Origin of the sequence: Sneathiella chinensis (genome assembly GCF_012720115.1) — a bacterium.
Taxonomy (GTDB): Bacteria; Pseudomonadota; Alphaproteobacteria; order Sneathiellales; family Sneathiellaceae; genus Sneathiella; species Sneathiella chinensis.
Genome location: NZ_VNWN01000002.1, coordinates 909954 through 926876, shown reverse-complemented (window position 1 = coordinate 926876; position 16923 = coordinate 909954). Strand labels below are relative to the sequence as shown.

The window sequence follows — 16923 nt, the reverse complement described above, 5'->3', positions numbered from 1 at the left end:
TCGATCCTTCAGTATGCTACAAACTCTACACTCTCCCTCACGGGCAACGAAACAGGAATTTTTACAAACGCCATGAATGTACTGGTTATTGGCTCGGGCGGCCGCGAACACGCCCTGTGCTGGAAACTGTCCTCCTCCCCCCTGCTGGACACACTCTATTGCGCACCGGGCAACGGTGGCATCGAACAGGTTGCAACCTGCATCTCCCTCAACAGCTCAAACCATGATGACGTCATTGCCTTTTGCCGGGAAAAGACCATCGGCTTTGTGGTCGTCGGGCCGGAAGCCCCGCTGGTTGAAGGTCTGGTAGACGCCCTGTCCGAAGCCGGCATTCCCGCCTTTGGCCCCCGTGCCAACGCCGCCATTCTGGAAGGCTCCAAGGGCTTCATGAAGGACATGTGCCGGAACTACTCCATTCCGACCGCCGCCTATGAGCGGTTTTCCGATGCCGCTGCGGCCAAGGAATATCTGGCAACCCAGTCCCTGCCGATCGTCATCAAGGCCGATGGCCTTGCCGCCGGCAAGGGTGTCATTATCGCCCAGACCCTTGAGGAAGCCAACGCCACCGTGGATGATGTTTTGGGCGGCATGTTCGGCGGTGCCGGTGCGGAAATCGTGATCGAGGAATTCCTGACCGGCGAAGAAGCCAGCTTCTTTGTCCTGACCGATGGCGAAAATATCCTGCCGCTGGCCACCGCACAGGATCACAAGGCTGTCGGCGACGGCGACACCGGCCCTAATACCGGCGGCATGGGGGCCTACTCCCCGGCACCGGTCATGACCGACGCCCTGATCCAGACCACTATCGACACCATCATCCTGCCGACCGTCGCTGCCATGAATGACATGGGGCGCCCCTATACCGGTGTTCTGTACGCGGGTTTGATGATCACCCCGGAAGGCCCGAAACTGATCGAGTATAATGTCCGCTTCGGTGATCCGGAATGTCAGGTCCTTTGCACCCGCCTGGACACGGACCTTCTGCCCGCCCTGATGGCGACCGCCAATGGCACCCTGTCCGATATCCGGCTGGACTGGACAGCGGACCCTGCCCTTGTGGTTGTCATGGCCGCCAACGGCTATCCCGGCGACTATAAAAAGGGAACCGAGATCAAAGGTCTTGAAGAAGCTGGCAAGACAGCCAATACTACCATCCTGCACGCGGGCACCAAACGGGAGGATGGCCGCATACTGGCAACCGGCGGGCGTGTGCTTGGCGTGACGACAACAGGGAAAACCGTCGCCGAAGCACAGGCAACAGCCTATCAGGCCATCGACAAAATCGATTGGCCGGAAGGTTTCTGCCGAAAAGATATTGGTTGGCGTGCAGTAGAACGGGAACAACAAGAATAAGGGGAAAACTCATGTCTTCAAGCTCTTCCGACTTTTCAGGTACAACGGGCGTTCAGGATCGTTTCAGGTTTGATGAAACCGCTCTTGAGAAATATCTGAAAGACACTGTGGAAGGGTTTGAAGGCCCCCTGACGGTCAGCCAGTTCAAGGGCGGCCAGTCCAATCCCAGCTACTTTCTGGAAACGCCCCGTAAAAAATATGTCCTGCGGCGCAAGCCGCCGGGAAAACTGCTCCCCTCCGCCCATGCGGTGGATCGGGAGTACCGGGTCCTGACGGCCCTTCGGGATACCCCGGTTCCGGTCCCGCGCACCTACTGCCTGTGCGAGGATGAGACGGTGATCGGCACCATGTTCTATGTCATGGATTTTGTGGATGGGGATATCGAATGGGACCCGGCCCTGCCCCATTTCACACCGGCCCAGCGAACTGCGGCCTTCACCTCCATGAATGCCAGCCTCGCCGCCCTGCATCAGGTGGATTACAAGGCCGTCGGGCTGGAGGATTTCGGCAAGAGCACGGACTATCTTGCCCGCCAGATCAACCGCTGGAGCAAACAGTATAAAGCCTCCGAGACAGAAAAGATCGAGGCCATGGACAACCTGATCGAATGGTTGCCCAACAACATCCCGCCGGGCGATGAAACCGCCATTGTCCATGGCGACTATCGGCTGGATAACACCATTCTGGACCGGGACAGCAAGCAGGTCATTGCCATGCTGGACTGGGAACTGTCCACGCTGGGACACCCGCTGGCCGATTTTTCCTATCACTGCATGACATGGCGGCTGGAGCCGGAACTGTTCCGGGGCCTGAAGGGGTTGGACCTGCCGGCCCTTGGCATCCCCACGGAACAGGAATATGTCGCCCTTTATTGCCAGCGAACTGGCCGCGACCATATCCCCAACTGGGATTTCTATATGGCGTACAACATGTTCCGCCTGTCTGCCATCCTGCAGGGGATCATGGGGCGGGTTGTTGATGGGACCGCCTCCAGCCCCCATGCCCGCGACATGGGGCAACGCGCCAAACCGCTTGCCATTCGAGGATGGGAACAGGTAGAAAAGATTATCGGGGGATCGTAAGGCCCCCTTCAAGAAGAACAAACAACGACCAAAAAAGGCGAACTACATGAGCGACAATGCGGATGTCATTCCCGTTCGGGAGGCGCACAAGTTTGACGAGGGAAAATTCGTCGACTATCTGAGCACCCACGTAGAGGATTTCAAAGGCCCCCTGACCATTCATCAGTTTGAAGGCGGCCAATCCAACCCGACCTTCCTGCTACGCACACCAGAGCGCGAATATGTCATGCGCAAGAAGCCGCCAGGGGTTCTGCTGCCCTCAGCCCACGCCGTGGAGCGGGAATACCGCATCATGAGCGCCCTGCAGGCAACGGATGTGCCTGTGGCCCGCACCTATTGCCTGTGTGAAGACCCGGACATTATCGGCACCCCGTTTTATGTCATGGAAAAGGTGGAAGGCCGCATCATTCGCAAACCGGAAATTCCGGGCGTCTCCCCGACTGAGCGCGCTGCCATCTACGATGCCATGAATGACACCATGACCAAAATGCACAATGTGGATGTGGATGCCGCCGGACTGGGTGATTTCGGTAAAAAAGGCAATTATTTCGAACGTCAGGTGGGCCGCTGGACCAAGCAATACCGTGCGGCTGAAACCGAAGTGGTTGAAACCATGGAAAACCTGATCAAGTGGTTGCCGGAAAATATGCCCGACGATAACACCACCACCATCTGCCATGGCGATTACCGGTTGGAAAACATGATCATCCACCCGACCAAGCCCGAAGTGGTTGCGGTTCTGGACTGGGAACTCTGTACGCTGGGGCACCCGCTGGCGGATCTGGCCTATAACTGCATGACCTATCATTTCATGCACCCGGCGTCAGGCGGTCTGGTCAATACGGATTTTGCCGCGACCGGCATTCCGACCGAACAGGAATATATCGATGCCTATTGCCGCCGGACAGGCCGCGATGGCATTGAAAACTGGGAATTCTACGTGGCCTTCTCGTTCTTCCGCCTCGCCTCGATTGTGCAAGGGGTTTACAAGCGGGGGCTGGATGGCAATGCCAGTTCAGCCCGGGCAACCCAATATGGTGACTTCGCCAAGATGCTTTCCACCCTTGGCTGGAACGAAATTACCGGAAAATAACACGCGTTGTGAAAACGTAAAAAAAGGCCGGGGGAAACCTCCGGCCTATTTTTCTGCCCCCTTGACCCGCAGGTCCATCCAATTTTGAAGGCACTGCCCGGTATCCATCATCATGTTGGCCGTACTGCCCAGACCGGAAACACCCGGAACACCAGTATATTGCGCCAGTTCCTGCGTCATCCATTCACAGGGGTCAAGGCTGTCATATCGAAAGAAAAAGCCAGCGACAACGACGGTAACCGCGACGGTCGTCCAGCCCAGTGCCTTGATCATGCGTGCAATCCTATAGTTTGATATTTGCCTTGGAACAGTTTGTATATAAGACCGATCCGGGCGGCGCAAAGACAAAAGCGTGCCCCAATGGGACACGCTTTCCAAAATACAATCGATGCGTCAGGATCAGTCGTACTTTTTCAATTCCAGACGACCGATCTGGTTGCGGTGAACCTCGTCCGGGCCGTCCGCAAGACGCAGGGTCCGGGCACCGGCATAGGCTGCGGCCAAACCGAAGTCGCTGGTAACACCGCCGCCGCCATGGGCCTGAATGGCCCAGTCAATGACCTTGCAGGCCATGTTCGGGGCAACCACCTTGATCATGGCGATTTCCGCCCGGGCCTGCTTGTTGCCAACCGTATCCATCATATAGGCGGCCTTCAGGGTCAGCAGACGGGCCTGTTCGATCATGGCGCGGGATTCTGCGATCCGCTCCAGTGTTACGGTCTGTTCGGCAACCGGCTTGCCAAAGGCAACGCGGCTCTTGGTGCGCAGGCACATTTTCTCAAGCGCACGCTCTGCTACACCGATCAGGCGCATGCAGTGATGAATACGTCCCGGGCCAAGCCGCCCTTGTGCGATTTCAAACCCGCGCCCCTCGCCCAGCAGCATGTGATCCGCCGGCACACGAACGTTTGTGAAAGACACCTCGGCATGGCCGTGCGGTGCATGATCATAGCCGAACACCGGCAGGTATCGCTCAATCTTGATACCCGGTGTGTTCATCGGCACGACAATCATGGATTGCTGCTTGTGGATGGGTGCGCTCTTGTCGGTCTTGCCCATGAAGATCAGCACTTCACAGCGCGGGTCCATGGCACCGGATGTCCACCACTTGCGGCCATTGATCACATATTCGTCGCCATCGCGGATGATGTCGGATTCAATGTTGGTTGCGTCAGAAGAGGCAACCGCCGGTTCTGTCATGGCAAAGGCGGAACGGATTTCACCGTCCAGAAGACGGGTCAGCCAACGCTCTTTCAGTTCCTCGCTTGCATACCGTTCCAGAACTTCCATGTTGCCGGTGTCCGGTGCCGCGCAGTTGAAGACTTCCGGGGCGAAATGGACCCGGCCCATGATTTCGCAAAGCGGTGCATATTCAAGATTTGTAAGACCGGCGCCCCGATCACTTTCCGGCAGGAACAGGTTCCACAACCCTTCTTCCTTGGCCTTTGCTTTCAGTGACTCAACAATCTCTGTCGGCTGCCAGCGGTCGCCCTGACTGACCTGCTCGGCGAATAGTTCCTCGGCCGGATAGACATGTTCATCCATGAAGGCCTGCACACGGGCCTGCAAATCCTTGACCTTGTCGGAATATTCAAAATTCATGACTGTTTCCTCTTCTTGTTGTTGTTCTTGTCTTTTTCTTGTTTTTCTATCTATCGCCGTTCCGCGAAGAATTCTTTCAGAAGGGCGGCGGCCCGTTCTTCCCTGATCCCACCATAGACTTCCGGCTTGTGGTGGCAAGTGGCATGATCATAAATTCGCGGGCCGAACTCAACCCCGCCGCTTTTCGGATCATAGGCCCCGAAATACAGGCGGCGGATACGGGCCAGCGAAATGGCAGAAGCGCACATGGGGCACGGCTCCAGCGTCACATACAGATCGCAATCCACAAGGCGCTGGCTGCCCACCATGTTGGCGGCGGCGCGAATGGCCAGCATCTCTGCATGGGCGGTGGGGTCATGGCGCCCGACCATCTGGTTCCCGGTGGTCGCGACAATTCGGCCTGTTTTTGAATCAACAATAACCGCCCCGACGGGCACTTCCCCCCGTTTTGCAGCGCTTTCCGCCGAATGCAGGGCGGTTTCCATATAGTTTGTCAGTTCAAAATCCATGCCCTAAAAGTGTCGGGACGGACGGGACCCGTCAAGGGGGAACATCCCTGCCCCCAAAATATTTGCCGGGCCCGGCGCTATTGAGTTTACGGAAATGCCGGTTAAGACTACAAGAAGGCATGAAAAAACCAGTTATCGGCATCACACTTGATTCAGAAAATCCGGGCGGCTACTCCAACATGCCATGGTATGCGCTGCGCCAGAACTACGCGGACGTGATTACGGCCAGCGGGGGCATTCCATTTGCCCTGCCCCATGAGCCGGAAATCGCTGCCAGCTACTGCGACATCCTTGACGGTCTGGTCGTCACCGGCGGCGCGTTCGATGTGGACCCGTCCATGTTCGGCGCCACCAGCAGGCACGCGACCGTCATCACCAAGGATCGCCGCACCCGGTTTGAGCGGGCCATCACTGAAGGCATGCTGGCGGCGGACAAGCCCGTCCTTGGTATTTGCGGTGGCCAGCAACTTCTGCATGTGATTTTGGGCGGTACGCTGATCCAGCATATCCCCGACGAAGTCAGCAGCGCGATTGCCCATGAACAACCCAACCCCCGGACCGAAGCCGGACACGATGTCACCGTTCGCGAAGGCACCCTGCTGCATCGCATTGTCGGCACCACCAACCTGCCGGTCAACAGCGCCCACCATCAGGCCGCCAAGGACGTCAGCGCCAACATCACCGTCAATGCCCTTGCCCCCGACGGCGTCATTGAAGGGATCGAGGATGACCGGTACCGGTTCTGTCTGGGTGTACAATGGCATCCGGAATATTACATCTCCGATGGGGACAAATTGATTTTCGACGCCTTTATTGATGCGTCACGGACAGGCCAATGAGCACGGAAAACGACAAAACCGAGAATACCGACAAAACCGAAAAGAAGGAACGCATTGCCAAGCGCCTTGCCCGCGCTGGCCTGTGTTCCCGCCGCGAAGCGGAAAAGTGGATTGAGGATGGGCGGGTCTCTGTAAACGGGACCCGGCTGACCAGCCCGGCCTTCACCGTTTCCGATACGGATCGGATCACGGTGGACGGCGAAGACATCCCAAGGCTGGAACGCCCGCGGATGTGGCGATACCACAAACCGGCCGGTCTGGTGACCAGTCACAAGGACGAAAAGGGACGGGAAACGGTTTTTGACAACCTGCCCGAAGACCTGCCACGGGTGATCTCGGTTGGGCGGCTGGACCTGAATTCAGAAGGTCTTCTGCTGCTGACCAATGACGGGGAACTGGCCCGCAAGCTTGAACTGCCGCAAACGGGATGGAAGCGCAAATACCGTGTTCGCGTCCACGGCCACCCGAAAGAGGCGGACCTGCAGAAACTGGCCAAAGGCCTCACCGTCGAGGGGGTCAAGTATGGCCCGATCGAGGCTATTCTCGACAGCACCAAGGGGGCCAACTCATGGCTGACCCTTTCCTTGCGCGAAGGCAAGAACCGGGAAGTCCGAAAGGTCATGGAAGCCCTTGGCTTCGTGGTCAGTCGCCTGATCCGGGTTTCCTATGGCCCGTTGCAACTGGGCGAACTGGAAGCGGGTGCCGTGGATGAGGTGAAGGCTCGCATTCTGCGCGACCAGATGGGCGTTGAGAAATTTGATGAACCGGAAGGGGAGGACACCCCCCGCGGACGCAGCAGGGGAGCCCCCGGCGGCGGCGGAAAAGCCTTCGCCAAGCCTGCCCGCAAGGACGCGGCGACAGGCACAGGTGCCACCGCCCGCCCGCAAGGCAAGCTGGGCCTGAAATCCGGGCCAAAGGCGTCCGGGCAGGCCGCAGGCAAACCTGCGGGAAAACCCTCAGGCAAGCCGTTTGGCAAATCCGTCGGAACGCCCACGGGCAAGCCAGCCGGAAAACCCTTTGGGAAATCTGCTGGTAAGCCTGATGGAAAACCTGCCAGAAGACCTGCGGGAAAACCTACGGGTAAATCATTTGGGAAACCGGCCGGGAAGCCTTCCGGCAAGCCCGGCAGAAAACCGGTGAAACGATAACATGCGGATTGTCGGCGGCACCTTCCGGGGCAAGAAACTTGCCCTGCCCACGGACAAGCGTATCAGGCCAACGGGGGATCGTACCCGCGAAGCCCTGTTCAATATCCTGTCGCATGGGTCCGGTTTCAGAACGGACCGGGGCGCCCTGCCCATCGGGGCCCATGTTCTGGATGTCTTTTCAGGAACAGGGGCGCTTGGGCTGGAAGCCCTCTCGCGGGGGGCGGAGCATGTGACCTTCATGGACAATCATGCGGACAGCCTTCGTCTGGTGAAGGCCAATGTGGCCGCCTTGGGATGCCAGCGTCAGGCCAGCATCCTTAACCGGGATGGCACCCGGCCCGGCCGCGCCGCTCGCGCCATGGACCTGATCCTCATGGACCCTCCCTATGGGCTGGTTCTTGAAAATCCATGCCTTCAGGCCCTGAACGAAAATGGCTGGATTTCACCGGAAACCCTTATTGTCATCGAGCAAACCTCGAAAGAGAAAAACACGGATTATAGCGGGTTCGAAACACTGGATGTGCGCAAATATGGCGCGGCCCTGCTGACCTTCCTGAAACGCAGCGCCTGATGCCGGATCGCGGCTACAGGCCTGCGATATGCCGATATTTATCGAACTGCTGTTCGATCAGGGACAGCCGCTCTGCGAATGTTGGCGGCTGATCCGTATGCAACAATGGCTCCGCCAGCGGATCGAAATGGCTGCTCTGAAACTCAAACGACAAACTGACCCGGGGGTTTTCAGCCCCTTCCCCATACTGCCCGCCCCAGTGGACAAGGTCCTGCGGCCAGCCAAGGACGGCGCCCGCATCCGCTGGCAGAGGTGTTGCGATGGGCATCAGGCTATCCGTGGTCAAAGGCTCTTGCAGAAGGGCCTCCTGCTGCCTTGGCACCACATACATGCAACCATTTTCTTCCGTCGCCTGATCCAGCGGCACCCACAGTGACAGGCTCATCAATATCTGGTCAGCCCCGGCACCAAACACGGTTTCCGATGAACAATCCCGGTGGGGCGGCCATCCTGCCTGTCCCGGCTGATCCAGATACCAAGCCCACAGGTTCGGCAGGACCGCATAATCCGGCCCGAGAAAATGACGGATCAACACCCGAAGGCGCTCAAAAAGCTGCCACGGTTGATCGAACAAATAGATATAGGGCACCGGCTCTCCGGCGGATTTAAGGGCCTTCATCCCTTGAGCGATCGCCCGGCACGCCTCCCGCTCAAGCAGCGGCGGCAGGTATAGATACCCCTTTTCCCAGAACACTTCCGAAATCCGTTCCAGATCTGCATCCGAAAACGGTACCGGCCCCTGACTGGAAGACTGACCGATGGTCAGTTCCGGGCACAGGGCCGCCCAGTAATCGGCCCGATCCCGGCTAGGCATTCTGACCCGCCACGAAGCCAGAAGACCATGCCCACTGGAAGTTATAGCCGCCCAGAAATCCGGTGACGTCCACCGCTTCACCGATGAAGTAAAGGCCGGGAACCTGCTTCGCCTCCATGGTGCGGGAGGACAGGGAAGATGTGCTGACACCGCCAACGGTCACTTCCGCCTTGCGGTATCCTTCGGTGCCATTGGGGACGATTGTGACCTCTTTCACGGCGGCGGTTATCTTGCGGATCAGCTTGTCGGAACAGTTACCAAGTTCCGGGATATTCCCAAGCGGCTCCAGCAATTTTTCGGCCAGCCGGTTGGCAAGGAAACGGGACAAAAGCCGGATGACCCGCCCTTTCGGATTGGCTTTGCGTTCTGCCAGCAGCAGGGATTGGAAATCCTCGTCCGGCAGGAAATCAAGGATAATGGGCTGTTCCGGCTTCCAGAAGGACGAAATCTGCAGGATGGCGGGGCCGCTCACCCCCCGGTGGGTAAAAAGAACATTCTCGCGGAAAATGGTCTTGCCCGTTTTCGCCGCCACATCGGCGGAAACCCCGGTCAGCCCCTCAAACCGTTTCTGGTCCACTTCTTCAAAGGTGAAGGGCACCAGCCCCGGCATGGTCGGTGTCATCTCCAACCCGCATTTTCGGGCCACCCTGAATGCAAAATCGTTGGCGCCGAGCTTGGGGATCGACAGGCCCCCCGTTGCGATCACAACAGACGGAGCAAGAATGGCCTCGCCATTGACGGTGACCCGGAAGGGTCCGTCCTCAGCCATTCGGGTGACATCCTCCGCGCCCGCATTGCACCAGATCCGCACCCCGGCATCCTGACATTCCTGTTCCAGCAGGGCGACAATATCCTTGGCCGAACTGTCACAGAAAAGCTGCCCCAGTTTTTTCTCGTGATAGTGCAGGCCGTGCTTTTCGACCAGCGCAATGAAATCCCGCTGGGTATAGCGGGCCAAGGCCGATTTACAGAAATGGCGATTGTTTGAAACATACCGGTCCGGGGCCGCGAACAAGTTGGTGAAGTTGCACCGCCCGCCCCCCGAGATCAGGATTTTCTTTCCGGTTTTCTCGGCCTTTTCCAGCACCAGAACACGGCGTCCCCGCTTTCCGGCCTCGATCGCACACATCAGGCCAGCCGCCCCGGCCCCGATAACAACAACATCAAAACTGTGCGAACTGGAAGAAGACATCAAACAACCGATTTTTCTGAAATACTCTGATTGACCAGCCTTTTAGACAGGCTTCCCCCAACTTGCAAGTCCTAGAGGGACAGTCAGGGACGGTTACCGGCGACCAAACAGCTTTTCAATATCGTGCAGCTTCAGTTCCACATAGGTGGGGCGGCCATGATTGCATTGCCCGGAATGGGGGGTTACCTCCATCTCCCGAAGCAGGGCATTCATTTCATCAACCGTCAAACGCCGCCCGGAACGCACAGACCCGTGACAGGCCATTGTCGCCACCACATCATCCATCCGGTCTTTCAGGGCCAGTGCAGAATCCAGTTCCGCCAGATCGTCAGCAAGGTCCTGTATCAGGCCCTTCACATTGCATTCGCCCAGCAGCGCAGGGGTCTCCCGCACCACGATGGCCCCGGCACCGAACGGCTCCACCACCAGCCCAAGCTCGGCCAGTTCTTCTGCCCGGTCGGCAACATACCCGGCGGCAACCTCATCCAGTTCCACCACATCCGGCAACAGCAGGATCTGGCGCGGTACGGTCTTTTCGGCCATGGCCTTCTTCATGCGTTCCATCACCAGCCGTTCATGGGCCGCATGCTGGTCCACCAGAACCAGTCCGTCCCGGGTCTGCGCCACGATATAGGTCTCATGAAGCTGGCTGCGCGCCGCCCCCAGCGGAAAATCCTGCAATTCCCCAACCTGCACCTGACGGTCGGGTGTATCCGGCACTGTCGGTGCGGATGGCGCCATTGATTGCGACAAAGGTGCCCGGTATTCCTCAACCCGCGAGGCCAGACCCGCCGGGATGGGCTGCCGACTGACATCGGCCCAGTTGCCATGACTGACCGGCTGGGACGGGCGGGATTGAAGCGGCAGGGACAGGGGCACGGATTGCGGCTGGAACGATCCCAGCGCCTCCCGCCCCACGGTGGTGGAAGCCCGGTGCCCATTTTCCGCCAGCGCATTTCGGAGCGCCCCCACAATCAGGCCCCGCACGCCCCCCGAATCCCGGAACCGAACCTCGGCCTTGGCCGGGTGCACGTTCACATCCACCTGATCGGACGGCAGTTCAAGGAACAGGGCCAGCAACGGGTGACGGCTGCGGGCCAGCAGGTCCATATAGGCCCCCCTGACCGCACCGGTAAACAGCTTGTCCTTCACGGGGCGGCCATTGACGAACATGAATTGCATGGTCGCATTGCCCCGGTTGAAGGTGGGAACACCGGCAAAACCGGACAGTTTCACACCGTCCCGCTCGGCCTCGATTTTCAGGGCATTGTCCCGGAACTCCCGTCCCATGATGGCGGACAGCCGGTCCAGCCACGCTTCGAAAAGGTCCCCTTGTGCGGCATTCACCCGAAGGGCGACCCGGTTTTCATCGGCCAGCGTGAACGCGATATCGGGATAAGCCATGGCAAGGCGCCGCATGACATCCAGCGCCGCACCAAATTCCGCCCGTTCGGTTTTCAGAAACTTGAGACGGGCCGGGGTCGCAAAGAAAATATCCCGCACTTCAACCCGGGTGCCTTGCGGTGCGCCGACGGGCTCGACCTCTCCGCGGCGGCCGCCTTCAACTGACAGGCGCCATCCATTTTCATCATCCGCCTGCCGGGTTGTGATCGACATCCGGCTGACAGACGCGATGGAGGGGATAGCCTCCCCCCGAAAGCCGAGATTCTGGATAAAGACCAGATCATCATCCGGCAGCTTGGAGGTGGCGTGACGCTCAAAGCAAAGCTCCAACTCGTCGGTGCTCATCCCCTTCCCGTTATCGGTGACGGAAATCAGGGACCGTCCGCCATTGCGCATCACCACATCGATCCGGCTTGCCCCGGCATCAATGGCATTTTCCACCAGTTCCTTGACGGCAGACGCCGGTCGTTCAACAACTTCCCCGGCGGCAATCTGGTTTACAATATTGTCCGGCAACTTGCGGAGGGTCATGCCTTGCCTTTCAGATACATTTTCGTCAGTCGCTTTCCGTCTTCCACAGCGGGCTGGTCAAAGGGGTTCACTCCCAGCAGATAACAGGCGAAAATGGTCTCCAGCATGAAATGCATCAGCAAGGCCCCAAGGGTTCGCTCATCCAGTTTGCCGATCTCCATACGGCGCAGGAATTTTCCGCGCATCGCCAATGTTTCTGCCGTGGCGGAGGCCTCAGCCTGTACCACTTCGCTGATATGGTGATCCTTGAGATAGTCCAGCGCCTCATCATTGCTGGCCAGCCCTACATCCATCAGGGGACTGGTATCCTGTTCGTTGTTGATAATCAAGGTAAAGAACTTGTCGTTCGGCCCATCCAGCCAGAGTTGCAACTGGCTGTGCTGATCAATGGGCCCAAGGGCGTTCAGCGGGGTTGTCCCCCGCCCTTCCTTGCCAATACTTTCCGCCCATAGCTGGCGGAACCAGTGGGTCATGGGCTCCAGCTGCTTGGAATAGGGCATCATCACATTCATGCTGACCCCCGCGATCTCATGCAGCGCGTGATGCAGGGCCGCCCCCACACGCGGCGCGGCATCCACGGTGCGGAAGGTATTGTCCAGAACCTCTTTCGCACCGCGCCGGACCATGCGCATGTCAATACCGGCCAGGATCGCCGGAAGGGCGCCCACCACCGAGAAAACCGAATAGCGCCCGCCCACATCGGGATTGTGGTCGAGCCTTTTAATCCCCCACTTGTCGGCAATCCGGCCCAGAGGATTGCTCCCCGGCTCGCAAATCACCAGAACCTGCCGCGAGACGGCCTCCTTGCCACCGAACTTGTTCAGCGCCTCCACCACCAGCAGGGACTGGGCCAAAATTTCAGGGGTAGAGCCGGATTTGGAAATCAGCAGGAAAGCGGTCCGCGCCAGATTGTTCCCGGTCAGGTGCGGCGCCATCACATGATAGTCGAGCGTATCCCAGAAATGCAGCACGGGATGGGTCTTGGGTCCGATACTGGCCAGCACCTGCGCCCCAAGGGAGGAGCCGCCGATACCCACCACAACCACATGATCATAGTCATCCCCGGTCACAAGGGGAAGTTGCTCGATCTCCTTCAGGTCCTCCTCCTCTCCCGGCAGGGTGAGGATGGGAAGCTGCCCCCGTTTCATCAGTTGTCCCAGTGTCTGGGCAATGGACTCAGTCTGGATCAAGGCCTTGGAATATGCCGTCTTGACCCAATCATTCCTGTGCCCTGCCCCCCTGTCGAAACAGGCATCCGTGTTTTGTATATATGCCATCGGCCGCCCTTATTGGTTCTTTCTCAACAGCCTAACAAAGGAACCCCTGTTCAGCCTATTGTTTTTCGCCCTCTGGCATCGTTTCAGACAGTCCTGCAGGCTTTCCCACAACGACGACGATCAGTTTGTCCGGGTCCATCAACCGTTTGGCAACGCGCCGGATATCTGCCGGGGTAACGGCATTGATCAGGGCATCCCGTTCGCCAAGATAGGCGGGCGGCAAATGGCTCAACTGCATGGACAGCAGAATATCCGCAATCCTGGAATTGGAGGACAGCCGCAACGGAAAGGACCCGTTCAGATAGGTTTTGGCCGCCGCCAGTTCGGCGTCACTGACCCCGTCTTTCCGGATTTTCGCCAACTCGGCTTTCAGCAGCCCCAGTGCCTGGACCGCCGCATCATTGCGCGTGCCCATGCCGCCAATATGGACCCCTGCCGCCTCAAACGGATACAGGTAGCTGTATACGGAATAGACAAGGCCCCGCTTTTCCCGGATTTCTTCGGTCAGGCGGGATTCAAATCCGCCGCCGCCCAGAATATAGTTCAGAACATAAGCCGCATAATAATCAGGGTCATCCCGCTTGACCCCCTGCCCGCCAAACATGATGACGCTTTGGGGGATATCCTGCTCGATAATCCGAACCACCGCTTCTGAACGGGGCTCAACCGCTTTGGGTGCCGTGTAATCGGCCTTCGCAGGCAAGGTGCCGAACATGTCGTCCAGATACCTGCCAAGTTCTTCGCTGCCGATATCCCCGACGACCGCAATCACCATGTTGTCACGGGCAATCATCCGTTTTGCATATCCTGCCAGATCATCCCGGCTCAGGCCCGGTACGGTCTCCAGCGTTCCCTTGGAGGGAATTCCGTAAGCATGATCCGGAAAGGCTTCCTGAAACCACGCACGGCTTGCAAGGGTGTTGGGGCTGGACAGGGCCCGGTTCAGAGACACCAGAATCTGATTGCGGATACGGTTGACCGGCTCCTCGTCAAAGCGGGGCTGAGTGACGGCCATACCGAATAACCGGAAGGCCTCGTCCCGGTTTTTGGACAGGGTTTTCAGACTGCCCTGAAAGCTGTCCTTTCCCGCCTGAAAAGACAGGCTGATCGCCAGTTCAGACAGGGCTTTCTGAAACGCCCGGCTATCCAGCTCCCCGGCCCCCTCGTCCATGGTTGAGGCCACCAACGTCGCCAGTCCCGCCTTTTCGGCAGGCTCAACCGAGGCCCCGCCCCGCCACGCAACCTCCATGCTGATAATCGGTATGGATCTCTCCTGCACCAGCCATGCCCGAATGCCGCCGGGGCTGACAACCTCTTCGATCTGGGAGGCTTTTGCCTGCACCTGAGGCGCGGAAAGAACGATCAGCAGACACACCACACCCTGAAACGCGGGCAACAGGGTTCCAAACAACTTTTTCATGATCATTTCCCCTCCGGCAGCAATTTGCCGACAACCGACCGTTCCTCAACCAGCAGCGCCCGGGCGGCCTGATGGACTTCTTCCAGCGTCACTTCGCTGATCTGACGGGGCCAATTGACAATATTCTCAAGGCTCTCGCCCGTTGCCAGCGCCGCGCCAAAGATATTGGCCGCGCCGGAAATGTCATCCCGTGCATAAATGGCGGCGGCCATCATCTGGCCTTTTGCCCGGTCCAGTTCCTCCTGCGTCACCCCCTGCTCCAGAACATCGGCAAGGATCGCTTTCACGCCCTGCTCCACATCGTCGACGGAGTGACCGTTTGCCGGTGCCCCGTAAAAGGTAAATGTGGAAGGATCGAAAGAGCCGGATCGGTAATAGGAGCCGACCGAACTTGCGATCTTGTCATCCACCACCAACCGGGAATAGAGGCGGCTTGTCACCCCGCCGCTCAAGATTTCGTTCAGCACCTCAAGGGCCCGCACCTCGCGGATATCACCGGTACGGGAAGACGGCGCCAGATAGCCTTGTTGCCATGACGGCTCCCGCACTCTTTTGTCCCGCATTACCAGAATACGTTTTGCCAACTGGGGCGGCTCTTGCGTCCGGGCTCTTTCGGGCAAGGGGGCCGCTTTCTTTGGGCCATAATACTGACGGGCAAGGTCGAAAACGGCCTCGGCCTTCACATCCCCGACAACCACCAGAATGGCATTGTTGGGCGCATAATAGGCCTTGTACCAGTCCTTCGCGTCCTCGGTGGTCAGGGCCGCAAGCTCGCTTCGCCATCCGATGACCGGCGTTCCGTATGGGTGGGCCAAGAACTGGGCGGCGGATATTTGCTCGGAAAACTGTGCACCGGGATTATTGTCTGTCCGCTGCGAACGTTCCTCCAGAACGACCTGAAGTTCCGCGCCAACGGCCTCCTCCGACAGGCGCAGGTTTGTCATCCGGTCTGATTCCAGCTCCATCAAAAGGGGCAGCTTGTCGGCGCTGGCATTCTGGTAATAGGCGGTATAGTCGTATGACGTGAAAGCATTGTCCTGCCCCCCGTTGCGGGCGACAATTGACGAAAATTCACCCGGCTTCACCTTGTCTGTTCCCTTGAACATCAGATGTTCCAGAAAATGGGCAATCCCGGATTTTCCCTTGGGCTCGTCCGCCGAACCAATCCTGTACCAGACCATGTGGGTGACAACAGGGGCCCGATGATCTTCCAGAACCACGACCTGCATCCCGTTTTCAAGCAGGGTCGTTTCGGGCTCGAACAGGGTGGGGATATCCTCTGTGGCCCGAACCGGGCCGGACAACACCAAACTGGTGATCATCCCGGCAAGGAAGAAGGTCCCTGAACGCTTTAAATTTTTCATCGTCTCTCTCGTCTGGCAAGCAATCCATTTACCTTAAGGATATCAATCCTCTGGTGGCAAGATGCAAGTGTTAAGACAGGAAAGAGACAATCCTGTGACCACCGCAAGGGGTGCGGTGGCCCGGATTAGTGTCAGGAATTAGTTGAAGAGGCCTTCAAGCAAGGCCCGCTTGCGCCGTTCGATGATGGGGGTTTCCTCGCCATCAGCCGCAGAATTTCCAAGGGCCGCATTTTCCTGGATGCGTTTCTTTTCCAGGGTCGGGTTCACGACGGTTCCGTATTCCGGCTGCTTCTGCCAGAACATGATGCTTTCCAGCAGGCTTTCATCCCCTTCAGCAAGGGTTGCCGTTTCCTCGTCGACAATGCGACGGATGGACGGATCCACATCCTCGGCGGCGGCTTCACGCAGCAAGGCCAGTTCCCCGGCAGAGGTACCTGCGGCAGCAGCTTCCTGCTGCGTTACCACATCCCGCCGGGCGGTTGTTCCCAGCAGGCTATCACGGGCATTGTTGCGGGCAAGCGAGTCATGCGGTCCCTGCTGGCCCGGTGCGGGCGGACGCAGGGAGAAGTCCGGCGGAATAATCAGCGGTGCCTTTGACAACACGGCAAACTCGTCCGGTGCCTTCTTGTTATCAATACCCAACGCCTGTTTTGTTCCCTCACAGCCGGTCAGCAGCAACGCCCCCGCCAAGGCAAAACAGATGGTTCCACGAGATTTCAACATA

16 protein-coding genes are annotated in these 16923 nt (G+C 58.5%); 6 read left to right on the top strand and 10 right to left on the bottom strand.

All coding sequences use genetic code 11. From position 1 onward, the window contains the following. Nucleotides 1–72: 72 nt before the first annotated feature. From purD to FQB27_RS04425, 3 genes are read left to right on the top strand one after another with little or no spacing between them, the layout of a single operon-like run. Complete coding sequence (gene purD, locus FQB27_RS04435) at nt 73–1353, top strand: phosphoribosylamine--glycine ligase (protein ID WP_169559635.1); 1281 nt, start codon at nt 73–75, stop codon at nt 1351–1353. Nucleotides 1354–1364: 11 nt separating this feature from the next. Next, nucleotides 1365–2435, top strand: coding sequence for a phosphotransferase (locus FQB27_RS04430; protein ID WP_169559634.1), 1071 nt, complete (start codon nt 1365–1367; stop codon nt 2433–2435). Nucleotides 2436–2481: 46 nt separating this feature from the next. Next, nucleotides 2482–3528, top strand: coding sequence for a phosphotransferase (locus FQB27_RS04425; RefSeq protein ID WP_169559633.1), 1047 nt, complete (start codon nt 2482–2484; stop codon nt 3526–3528). 45 nt (nt 3529–3573) lie between these two features. Here FQB27_RS04425 and FQB27_RS04420 read toward each other — a convergent pair whose 3' ends face one another. From FQB27_RS04420 to FQB27_RS04410, 3 genes are all read right to left on the bottom strand, one after another. Next, entirely contained in the window at nt 3574–3801 is a 228-nt protein-coding gene (locus FQB27_RS04420) for a hypothetical protein (protein WP_169559632.1), read from the bottom strand. 126 nt (nt 3802–3927) lie between these two features. Next, nucleotides 3928–5130: an acyl-CoA dehydrogenase family protein gene (locus FQB27_RS04415; protein WP_169559631.1), complete on the bottom strand. Its 1203-nt coding sequence runs from the start codon at nt 5128–5130 to the stop codon at nt 3928–3930. Between the two features lie 50 nt (nt 5131–5180). Then, a complete protein-coding gene (locus tag FQB27_RS04410; protein ID WP_206374298.1) occupies nt 5181–5639 on the bottom strand; it encodes a nucleoside deaminase in 459 nt (152 codons plus the stop codon). A gap of 119 nt (nt 5640–5758) precedes the next feature. On the opposite strand from FQB27_RS04410, the gene FQB27_RS04405 reads away from it, so the two are divergent. From FQB27_RS04405 to rsmD, 3 genes are read left to right on the top strand one after another with little or no spacing between them, the layout of a single operon-like run. Next, nucleotides 5759–6478 carry a gamma-glutamyl-gamma-aminobutyrate hydrolase family protein gene (locus FQB27_RS04405; protein WP_169559630.1) on the top strand — a complete coding sequence of 240 codons (720 nt, stop codon included), beginning with the start codon at nt 5759–5761 and terminating at the stop codon, nt 6476–6478. Continuing rightward, a complete protein-coding gene (locus tag FQB27_RS04400) occupies nt 6475–7626 on the top strand; it encodes a pseudouridine synthase (RefSeq protein WP_169559629.1) in 1152 nt (383 codons plus the stop codon). The genes FQB27_RS04405 and FQB27_RS04400 overlap by 4 nt, the downstream gene beginning before the upstream one ends. 1 nt (nt 7627) lies before the next feature. Then, a complete protein-coding gene (gene rsmD, locus FQB27_RS04395) occupies nt 7628–8197 on the top strand; it encodes a 16S rRNA (guanine(966)-N(2))-methyltransferase RsmD (protein ID WP_169559628.1) in 570 nt (189 codons plus the stop codon). A 13-nt stretch (nt 8198–8210) separates the two neighbouring features. Here rsmD and FQB27_RS04390 read toward each other — a convergent pair whose 3' ends face one another. From FQB27_RS04390 to FQB27_RS04360, 7 genes are all read right to left on the bottom strand, one after another. Continuing rightward, nucleotides 8211–9011 (bottom strand): phytanoyl-CoA dioxygenase family protein, encoded by an 801-nt coding sequence (locus FQB27_RS04390; RefSeq protein ID WP_169559627.1) that lies wholly within the window; start codon nt 9009–9011, stop codon nt 8211–8213. Further along, the gene (locus FQB27_RS04385) at nt 9004–10203 is read right to left on the bottom strand and encodes a BaiN/RdsA family NAD(P)/FAD-dependent oxidoreductase (RefSeq protein WP_169559626.1); all 1200 of its coding nucleotides are present in this window, start codon (nt 10201–10203) and stop codon (nt 9004–9006) included. Before FQB27_RS04385 ends, FQB27_RS04390 begins: the two co-directional genes overlap by 8 nt. A gap of 93 nt (nt 10204–10296) precedes the next feature. After that, nucleotides 10297–12138: a DNA mismatch repair endonuclease MutL gene (gene mutL / locus FQB27_RS04380; RefSeq protein WP_169559625.1), complete on the bottom strand. Its 1842-nt coding sequence runs from the start codon at nt 12136–12138 to the stop codon at nt 10297–10299. Continuing rightward, complete coding sequence (locus FQB27_RS04375) at nt 12135–13328, bottom strand: glucose-6-phosphate isomerase (protein WP_169559624.1); 1194 nt, start codon at nt 13326–13328, stop codon at nt 12135–12137. The genes mutL and FQB27_RS04375 overlap by 4 nt, the downstream gene beginning before the upstream one ends. A gap of 142 nt (nt 13329–13470) precedes the next feature. Then, nucleotides 13471–14835 carry a M16 family metallopeptidase gene (locus FQB27_RS04370; protein ID WP_169559623.1) on the bottom strand — a complete coding sequence of 455 codons (1365 nt, stop codon included), beginning with the start codon at nt 14833–14835 and terminating at the stop codon, nt 13471–13473. 2 nt (nt 14836–14837) lie between these two features. After that, nucleotides 14838–16199 carry a M16 family metallopeptidase gene (locus FQB27_RS04365; RefSeq protein ID WP_206374296.1) on the bottom strand — a complete coding sequence of 454 codons (1362 nt, stop codon included), beginning with the start codon at nt 16197–16199 and terminating at the stop codon, nt 14838–14840. Nucleotides 16200–16337: 138 nt separating this feature from the next. Further along, the gene (locus tag FQB27_RS04360) at nt 16338–16922 is read right to left on the bottom strand and encodes a DUF3035 domain-containing protein (RefSeq protein ID WP_169559622.1); all 585 of its coding nucleotides are present in this window, start codon (nt 16920–16922) and stop codon (nt 16338–16340) included. Between the last annotated feature and the right edge of the window lies 1 nt (nt 16923).